Raw genomic sequence first — 17180 nt, forward strand, 5'->3', positions numbered from 1 at the left:
CTTTAAAAACAAGCCATATGAAAAAGTCTATTATGATTAATGCCACATAATAATCAAACTTGCAAGAATAAAGAGCTTATATTGTTTAAATTAGCTCTTCTATTAGGTTACTTAGCAACTTATGCCCCTCTTTTCTTCTTTTTAATAGATTTTTCGAAGTATTTTCTAGTATCTTTGGATTACTTATTAGCTCGAATATTTTCTCAGCTAATTTTTCACTTGATATATCATCTTGCTTCATACACCAACCACATTTCTCATCTTCTAATAATTTTGCATTATGATATTGGTGATTATCGGCAGCACTTGGCAGTGGAATAAAAATTGCTGGCAACCCTATATAAGTCAGCTCTTCTATAGTAGATGCTCCTGCTCTTGAAATCACTAAATCAGTATTTTTATATTGATTTGCCATATTATCAAAAAATTCAGCTAATTCGTAATTAATATTTAAATTTGAGTATATATTTTTTATTTTTACTTGATCGTCAAGTGCTGCTTGCTGAGTTATATGCAGTTTAAGATTTGGCTGCTTTTGCATTAAAGCTTTGATGCTTTCAGGTATTAACTCTGAAAATAATTTAGCTCCTTGACTACCGCCAAAGATAAAAATTTTAAAGGTACGGTCTTTGTCATTCCGTCGCTTGACCACCGAATCCAAGCCTCTAATATTCTTTCTAACTATCCCGCCAGTAACTACTGTTCTATTCTTTACAACTACAGGCAAGTTTTTAGTATTTTTATAAGAAATTGCTATTTTCTTAGCAAAATTTGCAAAAAATCTATTAACCTTTCCAAGATAAGAATTCTGCTCATGAATTACAATCGGCACTCTTAGAAAAATTGCTGCAAACATTGAAGCAACAACCGGATAACCACCAAACCCTACTACGGCAGAGGGAGAAAGGCTAAATAACAATTTAATAGCTTTAAAAATAGCAAGCGATAATAGCGGCAAGAATAATAAAATATTTTTTGGTCGTTTTAAATCTATAACATGAAAAATTAATCCTGCATCATGATTTATATACTTCTCACACCTTAAATCAGTAATAAAATGAACTTCATATTTTCTTTTTATTAACTCCTCCCCAAGAGCGACTGCCGGGAAGAAATGACCGCCTGTTCCACCTGCCACTAAAACTATCTTTTTCATATTTCTATTTTATTTATCTTATAGGAATCAAGCGGCGTTCGGTATTTAGTAAAGCCAAGAAGCATACCGGTAGCTATAGCGATTGCAAGCGTTGAAGAGCCGCCATAGCTGATAAAAGGCAGCGTCATACCCTTAGTAGGTAATAAGTGCAAAGTCACGCCCATATTAATTATTGCCTGAAGCCCTAATTGCGCAACAATACCGCTAGCAGCAAATTGGACGAATTTATCTTGCTCATTTAATAGTTTAGCAAGACTTCTAAGTACTATAAACGCAAATATACCTATAACGATAAGGCAAATAATAGCTCCAAATTCTTCCCCAGCAACAGCAAAAATAAAATCAGTATGTGAATCAGGTAGAACCTGTTTTACTGCCCCCTCACCCGGTCCTTTACCATATAAACCACCATGCTCAAAAGCTTTCAGAGACTTGCTAACTTGATAATTCTCACTACTATCAGGATCTAAGAACGAGTTAATCCTTTGCGTAACGTGCGGTAACCAAAAATATGCAATAGTTACTCCTATCATTCCTAAAAAACCTGCTAGAACAATCCAAAATATCGGCATACCAGCAATAAAAAGCTGAATACCAAAAACTGCCGTAATCATCACAAGCATTCCAAAATCTGGTTGAATGATTAAGAGAATAGCAACAATAAAATAAAGTATAGAACAAACTGTAAAGCTTGGGAAATCATCATTAAATTTTAACGATAATATCCAGCCCGTAACAACAGCAAAAAATGGCTTAATAAACTCTGACGGCTGAATAGATAAGCCAGCAATATTAATCCACCTAGTTGCTCCTTTCACTTCATAACCAAAGAATTTAACAGCGATCAATAAAATTACACTAGCTATAAAACCCAATATGGCAAAACGCTTTAACCATTTTTTATTAAAGCATGAAAATAACAATATAAGAGCTGAGGCAGCTGTTAGATAAAATACTTGCCTAGATGCAAAATAATTTTCTTCAAGTCCTATTCTACTTGCTACCGCTGAACCTGAAGTAGTTACAAGCATTAAGCTAAAAGCAAATAAAATAACTAAAGAAATAACTATTTGGCGATCAGTACTACGCCACCATAATTTTATAAAATTATTTGATATTTCGTTATTCATATTGTAGTTATGTAATTTCTATTTATGCTGTTGCATCGATCAGTTTTAACATCATTACTAGAAAATTACGGAGTAATCCAGTTAAATAATAAAACGTCATTGCTAAGAACATAGCGATTCAGCAATCTTATAAGACATTTTCATAAGATTACCAAATCGAAACCTCTCCTCACAATGACGATTAGGTATCCGCATAAAACAATGCTTTTGTAGAACAATTTAGTTATTGTGCATAGGAATTATTGTAGTTCCTGTCAATTCAGCATAATAGTTTTCACCAAGATAGTTTTCAGAGTCATGATTTTGTTTATAATATCCTTGCACACTATGATCTTGAGAGTATATTTGTTATAATCACCTTCAATATAATCACGAGCATATTGTACTACCGATTGTACTACTGGAGCTACTAAATCCAATACATATTTTACTGCCGTATTATAAAATGTTGAAAAAATACCGTTATCATTTTCATCAACATTTACTTTTTTTTCTACATGCGTACTAGAAGAGAAAGGCTTTGGGAAAGTCTTTTCTATACTTTCTAGACTCATGTTTAAGAATGTGTCTACTATTGCTTCATCGTTTTTTATTTTCCCTTTTATTGATTTATCATTTTTTGTATTACTACTCTCAATCGTAAAAAATGCTGTAATAAATCCTAACATAAAAAACCTCTTTTTTAATTTTTAAATAGTTCTTTTAAGATCACAAGCTAATAAAATTATTAACTTGCTTATTAATATATTACATAATTTTAATATTAAATTATATTAACAAATTAATACTTAGCTAATTAATTTTTTTAATAAGGCATTTTTGTCATAGGCACAAATTAAGAGTATTATACAATCTAATAAACAATTCACCACGTTCTTCAAAATTTTTAAACTGATCGTATGAACTGCAACAAGGTGCAAGTAAAATATTCTTTTCTTTCTCGTTATCCTTGCAAGCATCTTTATAAGCAAGTTCAAAAGCCTGTTTAAGATCATCACATATAACAAAATCTATTATATCTTTAGCAGTATTTGCAAACATTTCTTTAGCTTGCCCATAAAAATAAGCTTTTTTGATTTTACTAAAATAAGGTTTTATTTCCTCAATACCACCCTCTTTAGCAATCCCGCCCGCAAGCCAATAAATATTATCAAGAGCTTTAATTGATTGCACGGCAGCTATAGCATTCGATGCTTTACTATCATTGTAAAAATTTATATCATCTATATTGCCTAGATATTGCATCCTATGCGGCAGTCCTTGAAAACTACTTATAGATTCGATAATTTTTACAGGCTCAAGACCTATTATTCTAGCAACTGCATAGCTTGCTGCAATATTCTCGCTGTTATGAATTCCTTGCAGACTCTTATTAGATATTAGTTTAAAACTAATATGCTCAAAGAAATTATCGGTAATTATATCATTAACTATTGATATACCTTTTTCAAGAATTTTAGTAACTGAAAAAGGGATTAATTTAATATGATGTTTTTGTTGTAGATTTGTAAAAATTTCATGGCAATAATCATTATCAATATTAATTATCCCGTAACTATCTTTATCCATTCGATCAAAAATTTTAGATTTTGCTGTAATATAACCTTCCATATTTTCATGCCTATCTAAATGATCAGGAGTAATATTAAGAAGCACTGCTATTTTAGCAGCAAAAGTTTTCACTAAATCTAGCTGAAAGGAAGATAACTCAAGCACATACCCACCCTTACTTGCTTTAGCTTGCAAAACTGGAACACCGATATTACCAGCTACCGGATAATCTAAACCATTATCACTTAAGATATGACTAATTAAAGCAGTGGTAGTACTTTTGCCGTTTGTACCAGTCACAGCTAGGAGGTTTAAACCTTTAGATTTTTCGAAAAATAAATCTATGTCGGAAGTGATCGGGATATTAAAATTTTTTGCGATTTTGACTATTTCGTGTGTTAGAGGAATTCCAGGACTTAATACAATTTTATCTAAATTTTGCCATTTTATATCAGATATAGGAATAATATAATTTTTACTGAATAATTCCTCAAACTTATTCCTATTTACTTCTAGATCATCATAGGCAATTATATTGCATTTGCTTTGCAGCTCTTCATAAACCGAAATACCGGTTTTACCAAACCCAAAAACACCTATATTTTGTTTTTTATGGATAGTCATAATTTATGTTCTAAAAATTATTTATCTTTAGACATCCACCATTGCCTACCACCTTTTTCTTTTAGAAGATAATAACTTTTTATTAGTTGCATTTTTTTAAACTCTTTGTATGTAATATTCATTTTTTTAAAAAATGTATTATCATTTTCAGTATCCATTTTGATTACATACCTAGGTGAATGAGTTATTGCTATACTATTTACCGCATCTTCATATTTTTTCCAAGAAATTTCTATAGGCTTAGTGGTTTTACAGAATAGCACTATAATTTCATCTAAATCCTGCTCTCCTATTTGTGTAAAAATACTGTTTCCATTTGTTTGCCAAGTTTTACCAGTCTTGACCTCAACTCCAAATTTTAGACCACTTTCTTTATGTTTACAAATAATATCAGGAAAGCCATGAGTTGATGATGGTATACAATCAAATCCTTTTTCTTTTCCTGCTCCCTTAAAAGCTAATAACACATGATGTTCAAACTCTTTTTCCAATCTTCGGTTTGTTTCTAGTGCATTTTCTATTCTATTAACAGTCTCTAATAATGTCGATATAGCACTTTCTACTAATAACTCAAAAATATTATACACCATAACTTTAAAAAATATCATGCCATAATTTACCAAGCTTTCTTGCAAAGTGATATGCAAGAAGTGGAGGAACAGCATTTCCTATAACTTTATATGAAGCTGACTGAGAAAGTAGTTTTTTACCATTTTTCTCAATAAAAGAAAATGATGTAGGAAAAGTTTGTATAATAGCCGCTTCTCTAACAGTCAACCTTCTATCGTTACCATTACCATTATTTTCTAACCTTCTAAATTCTATATTACCGTGATGTTCTGCTCTAATTGTTGGAGCTGGCTTATTTATATCAACTGATTTATTTCCTTGACAATTTAAACCATAGAATTTTGCTTTTGAGTAAGATTTTTGATCTGGATCACTAGACTCATTAGGTTCTGGTAGATTTTTAAAAACTTGATTTAAAGTTACCGCTTTATCAAAATGACTAGGTTTCGGTAAAAATTCTTTTTCATCAATTTTTCTTTTTAAATCACTTTCTTTAATCCCAATAAAAAATACTCTTTTTCTAGTCTGAGGGACACCATATTGTTGAGCTTCTACGGGATAATGAAAAACCTTATAACCACCATTTTCAAATTCTTTTTTAATAGTTTCAATTGCTCCGTTAATAGATAATAACCCATAAACATTTTCAGCAACAAAAGCTTTTGGTCTAACTTCTCTTATAATCCTAGCCATTTCTTGATAAAGTCACCCTCTTTCTGAAGAAAATCCGGCTCTTTTTCCAGCTAAAGAAAAATCTTGACAAGGAAATCCACCTATTACTAAATCTGCTTTAGGTAATAAATATCCTTTTAACTCTCTAATTGATTTTGTTGAATATTCTAACTTATTAGAAAAATTAGCTTCCCATGCAACTTTAGCTTCTTGCATTATATCATTGCAAAATACTATCTCAAAAGGATTATCTTTCAATATTACGGTATTACCATTTTTAGATTTAATAAAATCATCATCTTTTATACAAGATTCATGAATATTAAAGTTTCCTTCAAAACCTAAATCTAAACCACCGCATCCACTAAATAATGATATTACTTTAATTTTTTCAAATAAAGCTTTTTGGGTAACTAATTCTACTATAGTTTTCTTAAAATTATAACTATCTTCTATCTTAACTGTTTTTTGCTTCATAAATTATTTAGTTATAATTGAGTTATACAGTTTAGTTTAATTCATGTCTTGCATCAATGCTTGCTCACCCTCATTAAGGTTGACCTGATCATTAACATTATTATAAACTGCTTGATTGTTAGTTGGAACAGGTAAATAATAATGAGGCGGTACTTCTAAAGCCTTACTACGCTGAACTTGATACTCATTAGGACCAGCTGTTGATATCCCTACAGTTTCTTTTAATTTTTTATTACATGCAGAAGTAATTAATAAAACAGTAAATAATAAAAAAACTTTTCTCACTTTAATACCTTATAGATTATTTAGATTATATTTTATCGTTATCGCCTTGTGGAGCATTACGAATCTTTTCAGCCATAGCCTCAATTTGGGCTTTATCATAATTCTCTTTAGCTTTTTCTTCAATATTTTTTTTAGCACTATAATAATCTTCCACTAAGATAATTACTCCAAGTGTAATAAAACAGTCAGCTAGATTAAATACTGGAAAGCTATAATCTTGATAATAGAAATGTATAAAATCAAAAACTGCTCCTCGAAAGGATCTATCAATTAAATTACCGATAGCACCACCAATTACAAAGCTATAACCAGCAAAACCCCCTATGGTTTTAGAACTCATCATTAAATAATATAAATAACAAACAATAATCGTATTTGTTATTAAAAACACAATATTACTATATTGGTAATAATCACGCATTAAACCAAAGCTAATACCATAATTCCAAGTATAAACCATATTTAAAAAAGAAGTGACCTTTAAGGTCAAGCCAGGCTTCCATCTTAGATTATTGATAAACCACCATTTAGTCAATTGATCAATAATCACTAATGTTATTATAATACGGCTACTACGAGCAAATGTTAGATATAGTTTTTTAAATGATAGAATCATAATTATTTAGGGATTTTTATAAGGGAACGGGAAGAAACCTTAGTCATTTCGAAGAAAATTGTAAGTTTTGACTAAGCAATTCTAGGATAATAAAATTAGATTACAACACTCCTTTTAGTCAATTACAATGACTTCATATATCTAATAAATAAAAAGTTGATTATACGAAGGTCAATTTCAAAAAGAGCAAGGAGACTGTAAGCCGAGGTGCGGAGCGTATACTTAATACGTGAGCAGCTGAGGGCTTACAAAGACGACGATGCCAATTTTTGAAATTCACCGAGTATACATTACACCGAAACTTCAGCTACTTTATTAGCCTGCAAATCTTTATCAAGCTTAACATTCAAGGTTTTAACTTCTTTCTTAAACTGCTTGAATTTTTCTAATTTTTTTCCGCTTAATTCTACACCTGGTGTTGTTTTAACGGACATAGGATTAACATGCTTACCATCAATTTTAACTTCATAATGTAAATGCGGTCCCGTAGCTCTACCAGTACTTCCGACATATGCTATGATATCACCTTGTTTTACTAGACTTCCTACTTTTAAGCCTTTAGCAAAATTTGATGCGTGAGCATAGGCAGTAGATAACGTACCGCTATGTTTTATCTGGATAAATTTCCCATAACCTGATTTCCAACCTATTTCAGTAATAACACCATTACCCGCTGAATATATAGGTGTTCCAGTCGGTGCTGCAAAATCAACCCCTTTATGCATTTTGGTATAACCAAGTATAGGGTGCTTCCTAATACCATATTGTGAAGAAACTTTTATAACTTTTAAAGGAGTTCTAAGCAAACTTCTTTTTACACTTTTACCATCTTCAGAAAAAAATGCATGATTATTTACATTATTATCATGTGAATAGCGATAAATATTATATTCTTTTCCTGAAAGATTTAACGAGACATATAAAATCTTACCGTGATGAGAAAATTTACCATCTTCCGTTACGTATTTTTCTGTTATAACAGTCGCAGTATCACCACTTTTTATTTGACGCTGAAAATCAATTTGATAAGCATAAGCATTAATCAGCTCTATTATATTATTGTTTGACAAACCAAGCTTCTTAAGAGCAGACATAAAGTTTGACTCAATATTTACCGATGACTTAGCCACTGTTTTTGTTAAAGGCACGATAATTTCTGTAATTTTAAAATTATCATTCTTTCTTATTATTTCAATAGTCTTAAGTTTATCTATAGCTAAAATAATCTTATTAAGAAATACCGTTTCAGAAGTTAAATCCTCATTATCATTTTCAGTAATTTTTGTTTCATATTCAAAAGTAATTTGCTGCCCTATTTTAAGTGATGGCAATAATTTATTTTCTTTTACTAAGCTTAATATTTTTTCTATATCATTTCTTGGGATATTTTGACCGCTCAGAATAGAATTTATAGTATCGCCTTTTTTAACGGTTACTTCTTTAAACGAAATTGCTTCCTGAACTTCTTCAGCCTCAGGATGTACTAATGTTATAGATAAGGTATCATTTACATAGTTATTAACAGCAAAAGAGACAAATATCACTAATGCTATAAATAGTAATAGGGAAACAGAGGTAAGAACTTTTTTGAATCGTGCACTAAGATAAGGAACTGATAATACATCATCAAAATCGTAAGATAGCGTGTCGTTTTTCATTGATTACTTAGAAGTTATCTTGGTTTCGTTATTATTAATATGAACTATATAAATACAAATTACAATAAAAAATTATAAAATAATTTAGTTTTAAATCGTTTTATTTAAAATACTTTTTGTTTTTATTTTATATTTTTTGTGTTATTAAAATTATGTTTAGATTATTCCTATTTTTATTAATTCTTACAAACTTCACTTCTTGTTCGTTTAATAATCAAGATGTTAAATCACTAAAAATAGAATATTATGAGAATATTTCTTCAAATAAAAAATGTTTACCAAATAGCAAAATAGTTTTGGTAGGAGGTTGTTTTGATGTGTTACATTATGGTCACCTAGAGTTTTTGCATGAAGCTAAAAAGCAAGGTAAATATTTAATCATTGCTTTAGAACCTGATGAAACAATAATTAAATATAAAAAGCGAAAACCTATTCATAATCAAATGCAACGAGCAAAAATTTTAAGCTCCCTTACATTTGTTGATAAAGTACTTATGTTACCCGAGTTAAAAGGTTTTAACGATTATGCATTATTAGTGCAAAATATTTGCCCCTCTGTAATTGCTGTAACAAAACATGATCCTCAATTAGCAAATAAACAAACTCAAGCTAAATTAATAAACGCTCAAGTAATAGAAGTTATAGACTTAATACAACACCCTGATATAGGTACATTTTCCACCTCAAACATAATTAATAGCATATAAAATTTATTTTATTTATCGATTTTTGCTTTAATTAAAATACATATCCATTTATATTAATATAAAAATAACTTGTATTATGTACTTTATGAAGAATGTTATTACTTTAATTGGCTTAGTTTTATTTAGTAGCTTTTGCTTTGCTTCTGAGCCTTTGCCTTGGCAAATGGGATTTCAGCCACCTGCAAGCCCGATCATGGAGGAGTTACATAAATTCCACGATTTCTTACTTTATATCTCTACTGCTATAGTTTTATTTGTTGCAGGATTATTAGTTTTTGTATGTATTAAATTTAACGCAAGAAATAATCCAGTACCGGCAAAATTTTCGCATAATATTTTAATAGAAATAATTTGGACTGTAATACCTATAATAATTTTAGTAATTATTGCCGTACCATCTTTTAGAATATTGCGTCATGCCGAAAAAATACCGGAAGCGGATTTAACTATTAAAGTAGTAGGCTACCAATGGTATTGGCATTATATATATCCTGATCATAATGATATAGAATTTGATAGTGTTATGATCTCAGATGAAAATCTAAAACCTGACCAAAAAAGATTATTAGACGTTGATAATAGAATAGTAATACCCGAGAATGCTACAGTTAGATTTTTAATTACAGCCAGTGACGTAATACATAGCTTTGCTGTTCCGTCTCTTGGTTTTAAAATAGATGCCGTACCCGGAAGAGTAAATGAAACATGGACAAGAGTCGCTAAAAAAGGTGTATATTATGGGCAGTGTTCCGAGCTTTGTGGCATTAATCACGGCTTTATGCCAATTGCTATAGAGGTAGTAAGCAAAGAAGATTTCGATAATTGGGTTGCGAGTAAGAATAAAGTTGCCGCAAATGGTGAGAATTCAAAATTGGCAGCTAATTAATTATGTTTTTATCCTGATGTCATACCGTAGCTTGTCCGGCTTTGTTGTATGGATCGAAAAACACCTTATATGTTATTCTTAGCAACGGCGGGAATCCAGTCAATTATATTGTCATCCCGTGACTTTATCACGGGATCTTGTGTCATAGAATGTGTCCTGAGATACTGCGGTCAAGTGAGCTAGTATGACAAACTTTTTTCTGGATTCCCGCCTATGCGGGAATGACATCAAAGCCATGCAACAAAGCCAAAATGACAAATAATTACATTTAAAAATTTTATGAAAATCCATAATCCAAAAATAATCGATACAAAAATATCTGAATTAAACAAATTACTAAACGATATAACTGATTCTAATAAGCATCAAGAAATACTAAATAGTGATGATGCAGTAGGTAATGAATCATGGTAATGAGCGAAGAAGAATTTAAAAAGCGTCCTAATATGGCTAAATATCCTGAAGAAGAAAAGATTTTTTTCTATATTATAGAAATAGGACATTATGAGAATTATGATGACGCTATGGACTATATGGCCAAAAACTTAAAAGCTTCAGAAGAATTTAGACAAATAGCTGCAAGTCAAGCTTTACAAATACTAGTTCATAGATTTTATAACATTAAAGACGAGTTAATTTTACCTTTACTATTTAAGCATTTAAAAAGCGATAGTAAGTATAAATATTTTTTAAGTGAAATCATGAATACTTTGGGTGATATTGCTCATCTAGTTCCAAGATTGAGAAGAAAAATTTACTTGACATGTTTCAATAATGATATTGATTTTGTTACTTATAAAAAATTAAAAAAATTTACTGATAAAAATTTACTATACTCTTTAAATAATGAAGAAGAAAAAATAGAGTTTATTCTAAGCTTTTGTCAAAACTCTTCAAGTTATCAAGAAGCGTTAGAAGTATGTTTATACTTTCTTAGGAAAAATGAAAGTGAAAAAATAAATATAGCAGCTTTTCAGGGTCTTACTTATATAGTATTTAGATTTAGAAAGATAAACTTTAAGGCTATTTTACCATTCATTGGAAGATTTTCAAGATATTCTACGGAAAGATGTGAATGGATATATACTGAATCGCTTTTAGAAGATATTGCAATTGTGATACCGAAATTACGAATAAAAGCAATTACATTTTTAAAAAAATATTCTTATAGTCATTTAAGAACCTCATCATTTATAAATTATATAATAACTAAAAATAAACCAAAGGATCAAATAAAGCTTGAGAAAATATTAAAATTAAATGTAAATAATCTTAAAAAAGTAAAACTTAAGTATAATCTTAATTTTTAAGATAGAATTGTTTTAATTAAAAAAAACTTAACACAACCAGAATAACAATTATGGATATAACTACTAACGATCTAAACCACGATGACCATCACACTCCGCACGGCTGGAAGAGGTGGCTGTTTTCTACTAATCACAAGGATATCGGCATTATGTATATCATATTTGCCATATTTGCCGGAATTGTCGGCGGGTTGTTTTCGCTGCTGTTTAGGCTAGAACTTGCAATGCCGGGTGGTACTTTCCTAAATCATGATTTCCAGCTATATAATGTGTTGATTACTGCCCATGCGGTGATTATGGTGTTTTTCATGATTATGCCGGCTTTGTTCGGTGGTTTCGGTAATTACTTTGTACCTTTACTAATAGGTGCTCCTGATATGGCATTCCCACGCCTCAACAATATCAGTTTCTGGCTGCTAGTTCCGGCTTTCATCCTACTTATGGGATCGGCTTTTGTTGATGGCGGACCAGGAACAGGCTGGACACTCTACCCTCCTTTAAGTAGTATAAGCGGACATCCAGGAGCAGCGGTTGATATGGCTATTTTCAGTCTGCATTTAACCGGTCTTTCATCAATACTTGGCTCAATCAACTTAATCGTTACTATCTTTAATATGAGAGCACCCGGGATGGGACTATTCAAAATGCCGTTATTTGTCTGGTCTATTTTAGTTACTGCATTCTTGATAATTTTAGCTATGCCAGTGCTTGGCGGAGCTATTACTATGTTACTTACCGATCGTAATTTCGGTACTACTTTCTTTAAAACTGATGGTGGTGGTGATCCAGTATTATTTCAGCACTTATTTTGGTTTTTTGGTCACCCTGAAGTATATATTGTAATACTTCCAGGTTTTGGTATTGTAAGCCAAGTTATTTCCACTTTCTCACGTAAACCAATATTTGGCTATCAAGGCATGGTTGGAGCCATGGTAATAATCGGCTTTGTCGGGTTTATTGTATGGGCTCACCATATGTTTACAGTTGGGCTTTCTTACAACGCACTTATATATTTTACTGCCGGAACAATGATTATCGCAATTCCAACAGGTATCAAAATATTTAGCTGGATCGCAACTATGTGGGGTGGATCGATTACTTTCCCAACGCCTATGCTATTCTCTATAGGATTTATTATATTATTCACGATTGGCGGCGTAACTGGCATAATCTTATCAAACTCGGCACTTGATAGAGTTCTGCACGATACATATTATGTTGTGGCACATTTCCATTATACGATGTCGCTCGGTGCTTTATTCACTGCATTTGCCGGCTTTTATTATTGGTTCGGTAAAATATCAGGCAAGCAATATCCCGAAATCTTAGGCAAAATCCATTTCTGGATTACTTTTGTCGGTGTTAATCTAACTTTCTTTCCGCAACATTTCTTAGGGCTTGCAGGTATGCCAAGAAGAATACCAGACTACCCTGAAGCTTTTGCCGGTTGGAATATGGTTTCATCGATAGGGGCAGGGATTTCTATGGCAGCTGCTTTATATTTCGTGTTTATCGTTTTCTATACGTTGAAATATGGCAAAGACTGCCCAAATAACCCTTGGGGTGATGGAGCTGATACGCTTGAGTGGACACTTACCTCCCCTCCTCCATTTCATACATTTGAAACACCACCGCATATTGAGGAATAATTTATGATTCTCAGAAGATTATTTGCTTTCTTGATTGATAAAATTATAATTGGAATGTTGCTATCATTGACTATAGCATTTGCAAGAGACACTATAATAGAAATTGCTTTATTTTTTATCATTTCAGGAGTTTACTTTTCTTACTTAGAATCTTCAAAAATACAAGCGTCTATTGGGAAAAAATTACTAGATTTAAAAGTAGTTCATCAAGATGGAACTACTCTTAAAGGTAGTGAAGCATTTATTAGATTTATCGCTTTTTATGTGATTAATTTAACTGGTATACTTTTTGTAATAAGCATTATTATGATGATTATGAGAGAAGATAATAAGATGCTTCATGATTTAGTGTTTAATACACAAGTAGTAAAGTCGTAATGACTAAACAAGAGTTACGCTTGTATTTCAAAGAGTTTTTAACAAAAAATATAGATAAAATAAATTCTGATTTAATAAAAACTTCTTTACTAAATCAAGTCAGTAATTTATTAAAACAGTTAAAAGTAAAGCATGTGGGAATATATTATCCACTAAAATATGAAATTAACCTCCTTGAAATATTAAATATTCATCATGAAATAAAATTTTTTCTGCCTAAAATTATAAATAATGAAATAAACTATTGTGCTTATAATTATAATGATGAACTAGTTTTAGGGAGTTTTAAAACTTTAGAACCGATAAATAATGATTTCTATAAACCAGAATTGATAATTGTCCCAGGTCTGGCATTTAGTAAAGATGGCTATAGACTTGGTTATGGTAAAGGACATTTTGATCGATACCTAAATAATAATAAAGATATATTAACTGTCGGTGTTTGTTTAAAAGAACAAGTTATAGATAACTTTCCTGTTGAATTACATGATCAGAAACTTAATTTTATTATTTCTATATAAAAAATATGAATAGAAAACCTATAATAGGAATTACTCCTGATTTAGCTCAAAATTGTGAGAAATATAGCTATGCCGCTTTTCCTTGGTATGCATTACGTAAGAATTATACCGATGCAATAATCGAAGCCGGCGGCGTCCCTATGTTACTGCCATACCAAGCTGAAACAATAGATCATCTCATGGATTTTATTGATGGTGTTATATTACCTGGCGGTGATGAAGATATACACCCTAAATTTTATGAGCCTGAATATGCTGAAGATGTAGTAATTTCTAATGAAGAGCGTGATAATTTTGAAATATTAATTTTAAAGAAATCGTTAGAAAAAAATATACCTGTTTTAGGAATATGCCGAGGAATGCAACTAATAAATGTTGTTCTAGGTGGCACTCTTATTAAGCATATTCCAGATTATATTGAAGAGACAAAACAGCCTATAATCATAAACCATACCCAGCCTCATCCTAAAGATATAGTCTCGCATGCAATTAGTATAAAGCCAAATACTAAGCTTGCTAGAATGGCAAATAATAAGCTGGACACAATGGTTAATTCAACTCACCATCAAGCTATTAAACAAATTGGTAATAATCTTATTATATCAGCAAAAGCAGAAGACGGGATTATAGAAGCAATAGAATCAACAAGCCATAAATTTCTTATCGGCGTACAGTGGCATCCTGAATATGTCAATGATAATGGCATAGACTTGACTTTATTTAAGGAACTAATCAAAGCTAGCACTATACAATAATTAGAATTAGGCAGGGTGTAGTCCTAGAGTCATTATTACAAGGAAAAATTGGCTTTATTGCATGTCTTCAATATTATTCCTATATACGATTTCATTCCTGCGAAAGTGGAAATCCAGAAATAAAAAGCAATATTTTTCTAATCTATATAAAACTACTATCACCACTTGACCCTGAAATGCTAATATCGTCAGCTATATTTTGGTGGTCGATTATTGCATTAATCTCATCTTCTAAATCTATAATATTTCCTTTGGTAATTTTGTTTTTACTTAAAAGGTCTTGTAGGTTATTTGTTACTTGTTCTATATCGACTTTATTAATTAGAAGCTTAGCTTTACATGCAATGTTCTTTAATTGTTCTGCTATTTTAGTTTTATCATTAACATTAATAGTAGCATTATTAGATATTTTATCGTTTAAGTCATCCGTTAACTTTTGAAATTTATCATCCGTTTTTTCTATGTTTTTATTTCGCTGTAAGTATTTCTCAATTATAATTTGACTCTGTTGATCTATATTATTTTGCTCTAAATCTATATGTGTAATGGTAGTATTTTCTTTTAAAGCTTCAATAATTGCTTTTATTCCTACAGTCCCTATATAATTCGTATTAAGGCAAAGATGAGTAAGAGTATTAAGTTGTAAAACTTCGGCTAATACTGATATTTTTTGATTACCTAAATCACATCCGCTAAAATCAAGTTTCTTTAGTTGTGTACTTGCTTTTAGGGCTTCAGTAATAATTTTTATACCTTGGTCACTTATAGTGCTACCCATAAAATCGATAGCGGTAATTGTCTTGTTAATCTTTAATTTATCTGCAACCAATTGAGCAAAATCATCTGTTATTATTTGATAACAAAGACTGACAGAGGTAGGATCGTGAAAAAATTTATTTACTGTTTCGGCAAATTCGTTATTTTCCGAAAGTATTTGTTTTTGCTGTTCTTCATATTTCTTTTCTACCTCCTTTTCTGTATTTAAGTTCTGTGCTTTTTTCTCTGCTATAGTTTTATTTCTTTGTAAATACTCATTAATTGTTTCTAATATTGCCTTGTTTATGTTGTTTCCTGAAAGGTCAAGATGAGTTAGAGAGTCATTATCTTTAAGTGCTTTAGCGATGAACTTTGCACCGTTATTGTTTATATTGTTATTTGAAAAATAAAGCTCAGTTAAATGGTTATTAGCTTTAAGTGCTTCAGCGATGTATTTTGCTCCAGTATTGCCTATATTGTTTCCTTGAAGGAATAGCATAGTTAAATGGTTATTAGCTTTAAGGGCAGCAGCTAATTCTTTTGCTCCAGCATCGTCTATTTGGTTCTCATGAAGATTAAGCATAGTACCATGATGTCTTAAGTTATCTGCTCTTTGCTTTAATCCTCTTTTTTCTACAAATTCTATTAAATTTTCATGTGATGTTTTTGCTGCTGATATTTCTTGTGGAGTTTGAAACTGTCCTCTAAACATAACTATACCCTTATCAAATTCTATAATTTTTAATATTTTGTTAAAAATGAGCTATGGGAAGAATCTAGATAAGAAGATTTAAGAATGCAATAGAAATTTAACCAAAGATATAAATTAGTGACTTAGGATAATTTGAGAAATGTAAGGATTAGTATAGGATAAAGGGAAATAATAGAGAGTTTTAATAATTAAAAATAATTACTACTTATAATTATAACAAGAATATTTAAGAAATTTTCACCAAGATATAAATATAGAGAGTATTTTAGGCAGAGCTAATAACCACTGCTGTATCTGTTTCGCTCAAAAACAATGACCGCTCTATAGTCCTGCGTTTTACCAAGCCAGCATTGTTGCGTGGATCAGTTTTGCCGTCTGAGCTAAGGAAATTACGAAGTAATTGACGAAGCAAGGAAGTATAAAAAATGCTAATTTATAGCGTTTTTTATTATTTTTTCTGGATTGCCACGCTCATTTCATTCGCTCGCAATGACGACTCTCGATCCACGCAACAATGCCTACCGTGGCTTGGGAACTAGATCCAGAAAAAACAACTAAAAATATCAATGTTATTGATATTTTTAACTGGATCCCGTGAATAAATCACGGGATGACACCTAAAGTGCTTTTCGATCTACGCAACAATACCGCCACAGGATGACAGGAAGAAATGAGCCACGCATGCACGCTTTATGCAAGGAATAACATATAATCTACTTACTAACAAAACTTAAATCCGTTGACTTTTTCAGATAGTTAGGTATAAA

The 17180-nt window shown here is 31.0% G+C and carries 17 protein-coding genes and 1 pseudogene; 8 read left to right on the forward strand and 10 right to left on the reverse strand.

From position 1 onward, the window contains the following. Positions 1-85: 85 nt before the first annotated feature. From murG to RBE_RS04595, 9 genes and pseudogenes are all read right to left on the reverse strand, one after another. Complete coding sequence (gene murG / locus RBE_RS04555; protein WP_011477544.1) at positions 86-1156, reverse strand: undecaprenyldiphospho-muramoylpentapeptide beta-N-acetylglucosaminyltransferase; 1071 nt, start codon at positions 1154-1156, stop codon at positions 86-88. After that, positions 1153-2286, reverse strand: coding sequence for a putative lipid II flippase FtsW (gene ftsW, locus RBE_RS04560; RefSeq protein WP_011477545.1), 1134 nt, complete (start codon positions 2284-2286; stop codon positions 1153-1155). Before ftsW ends, murG begins: the two co-directional genes overlap by 4 nt. Before the next feature lie 254 nt (positions 2287-2540). Continuing rightward, entirely contained in the window at positions 2541-2954 is a 414-nt protein-coding gene (locus RBE_RS04565) for a hypothetical protein (protein WP_011477546.1), read from the reverse strand. 154 nt (positions 2955-3108) lie between these two features. After that, complete coding sequence (gene murD, locus RBE_RS04570) at positions 3109-4461, reverse strand: UDP-N-acetylmuramoyl-L-alanine--D-glutamate ligase (protein WP_011477547.1); 1353 nt, start codon at positions 4459-4461, stop codon at positions 3109-3111. Between the two features lie 17 nt (positions 4462-4478). After that, positions 4479-5069: a hypothetical protein gene (locus RBE_RS04575; RefSeq protein WP_041804692.1), complete on the reverse strand. Its 591-nt coding sequence runs from the start codon at positions 5067-5069 to the stop codon at positions 4479-4481. Further along, a pseudogene (locus tag RBE_RS04580) lies at positions 5056-6180 on the reverse strand (DNA cytosine methyltransferase). The gene RBE_RS04575 and the pseudogene RBE_RS04580 overlap by 14 nt, the downstream one beginning before the upstream one ends. Before the next feature lie 36 nt (positions 6181-6216). Then, positions 6217-6465 (reverse strand): DUF3035 domain-containing protein, encoded by a 249-nt coding sequence (locus tag RBE_RS04585; protein ID WP_011477551.1) that lies wholly within the window; start codon positions 6463-6465, stop codon positions 6217-6219. Between the two features lie 25 nt (positions 6466-6490). Beyond that, complete coding sequence (gene lspA / locus RBE_RS04590) at positions 6491-7081, reverse strand: signal peptidase II (protein ID WP_011477552.1); 591 nt, start codon at positions 7079-7081, stop codon at positions 6491-6493. 290 nt (positions 7082-7371) lie between these two features. Beyond that, positions 7372-8739 (reverse strand): M23 family metallopeptidase, encoded by a 1368-nt coding sequence (locus RBE_RS04595; protein WP_011477553.1) that lies wholly within the window; start codon positions 8737-8739, stop codon positions 7372-7374. 152 nt (positions 8740-8891) lie between these two features. On the opposite strand from RBE_RS04595, the gene RBE_RS04600 reads away from it, so the two are divergent. The 8 genes from RBE_RS04600 to RBE_RS04635 all read left to right on the forward strand — a co-directional run bounded on the left by RBE_RS04600 (position 8892) and on the right by RBE_RS04635 (position 14945). Then, the gene (locus RBE_RS04600; RefSeq protein ID WP_011477554.1) at positions 8892-9446 is read left to right on the forward strand and encodes an adenylyltransferase/cytidyltransferase family protein; all 555 of its coding nucleotides are present in this window, start codon (positions 8892-8894) and stop codon (positions 9444-9446) included. A gap of 76 nt (positions 9447-9522) precedes the next feature. Then, positions 9523-10332, forward strand: coding sequence for a cytochrome c oxidase subunit II (gene coxB / locus RBE_RS04605; protein ID WP_011477555.1), 810 nt, complete (start codon positions 9523-9525; stop codon positions 10330-10332). 279 nt (positions 10333-10611) lie between these two features. Beyond that, positions 10612-10746 (forward strand): hypothetical protein, encoded by a 135-nt coding sequence (locus RBE_RS09495; protein WP_012151702.1) that lies wholly within the window; start codon positions 10612-10614, stop codon positions 10744-10746. Then, on the forward strand, positions 10746-11642 hold the full coding sequence (locus RBE_RS04615; protein ID WP_228368728.1) for a hypothetical protein: 897 nt from the start codon (positions 10746-10748) through the stop codon (positions 11640-11642). Before RBE_RS09495 ends, RBE_RS04615 begins: the two co-directional genes overlap by 1 nt. Before the next feature lie 50 nt (positions 11643-11692). Then, the gene (ctaD, locus tag RBE_RS04620) at positions 11693-13291 is read left to right on the forward strand and encodes a cytochrome c oxidase subunit I (RefSeq protein ID WP_011477557.1); all 1599 of its coding nucleotides are present in this window, start codon (positions 11693-11695) and stop codon (positions 13289-13291) included. Positions 13292-13294: 3 nt separating this feature from the next. Continuing rightward, the gene (locus RBE_RS04625) at positions 13295-13669 is read left to right on the forward strand and encodes an RDD family protein (protein ID WP_011477558.1); all 375 of its coding nucleotides are present in this window, start codon (positions 13295-13297) and stop codon (positions 13667-13669) included. Further along, complete coding sequence (locus tag RBE_RS04630) at positions 13669-14190, forward strand: 5-formyltetrahydrofolate cyclo-ligase (RefSeq protein WP_011477559.1); 522 nt, start codon at positions 13669-13671, stop codon at positions 14188-14190. Before RBE_RS04625 ends, RBE_RS04630 begins: the two co-directional genes overlap by 1 nt. Positions 14191-14195: 5 nt before the next feature. After that, positions 14196-14945, forward strand: coding sequence for a gamma-glutamyl-gamma-aminobutyrate hydrolase family protein (locus RBE_RS04635; protein ID WP_011477560.1), 750 nt, complete (start codon positions 14196-14198; stop codon positions 14943-14945). Between the two features lie 142 nt (positions 14946-15087). Here RBE_RS04635 and RBE_RS04640 read toward each other — a convergent pair whose 3' ends face one another. Continuing rightward, positions 15088-16413 (reverse strand): ribonuclease inhibitor, encoded by a 1326-nt coding sequence (locus tag RBE_RS04640; RefSeq protein WP_011477561.1) that lies wholly within the window; start codon positions 16411-16413, stop codon positions 15088-15090. Positions 16414-17180: the final 767 nt, after the last annotated feature.

The sequence above is a fragment of the Rickettsia bellii RML369-C genome (genome assembly GCF_000012385.1).
Classification (GTDB): Bacteria; Pseudomonadota; Alphaproteobacteria; order Rickettsiales; family Rickettsiaceae; genus Rickettsia; species Rickettsia bellii.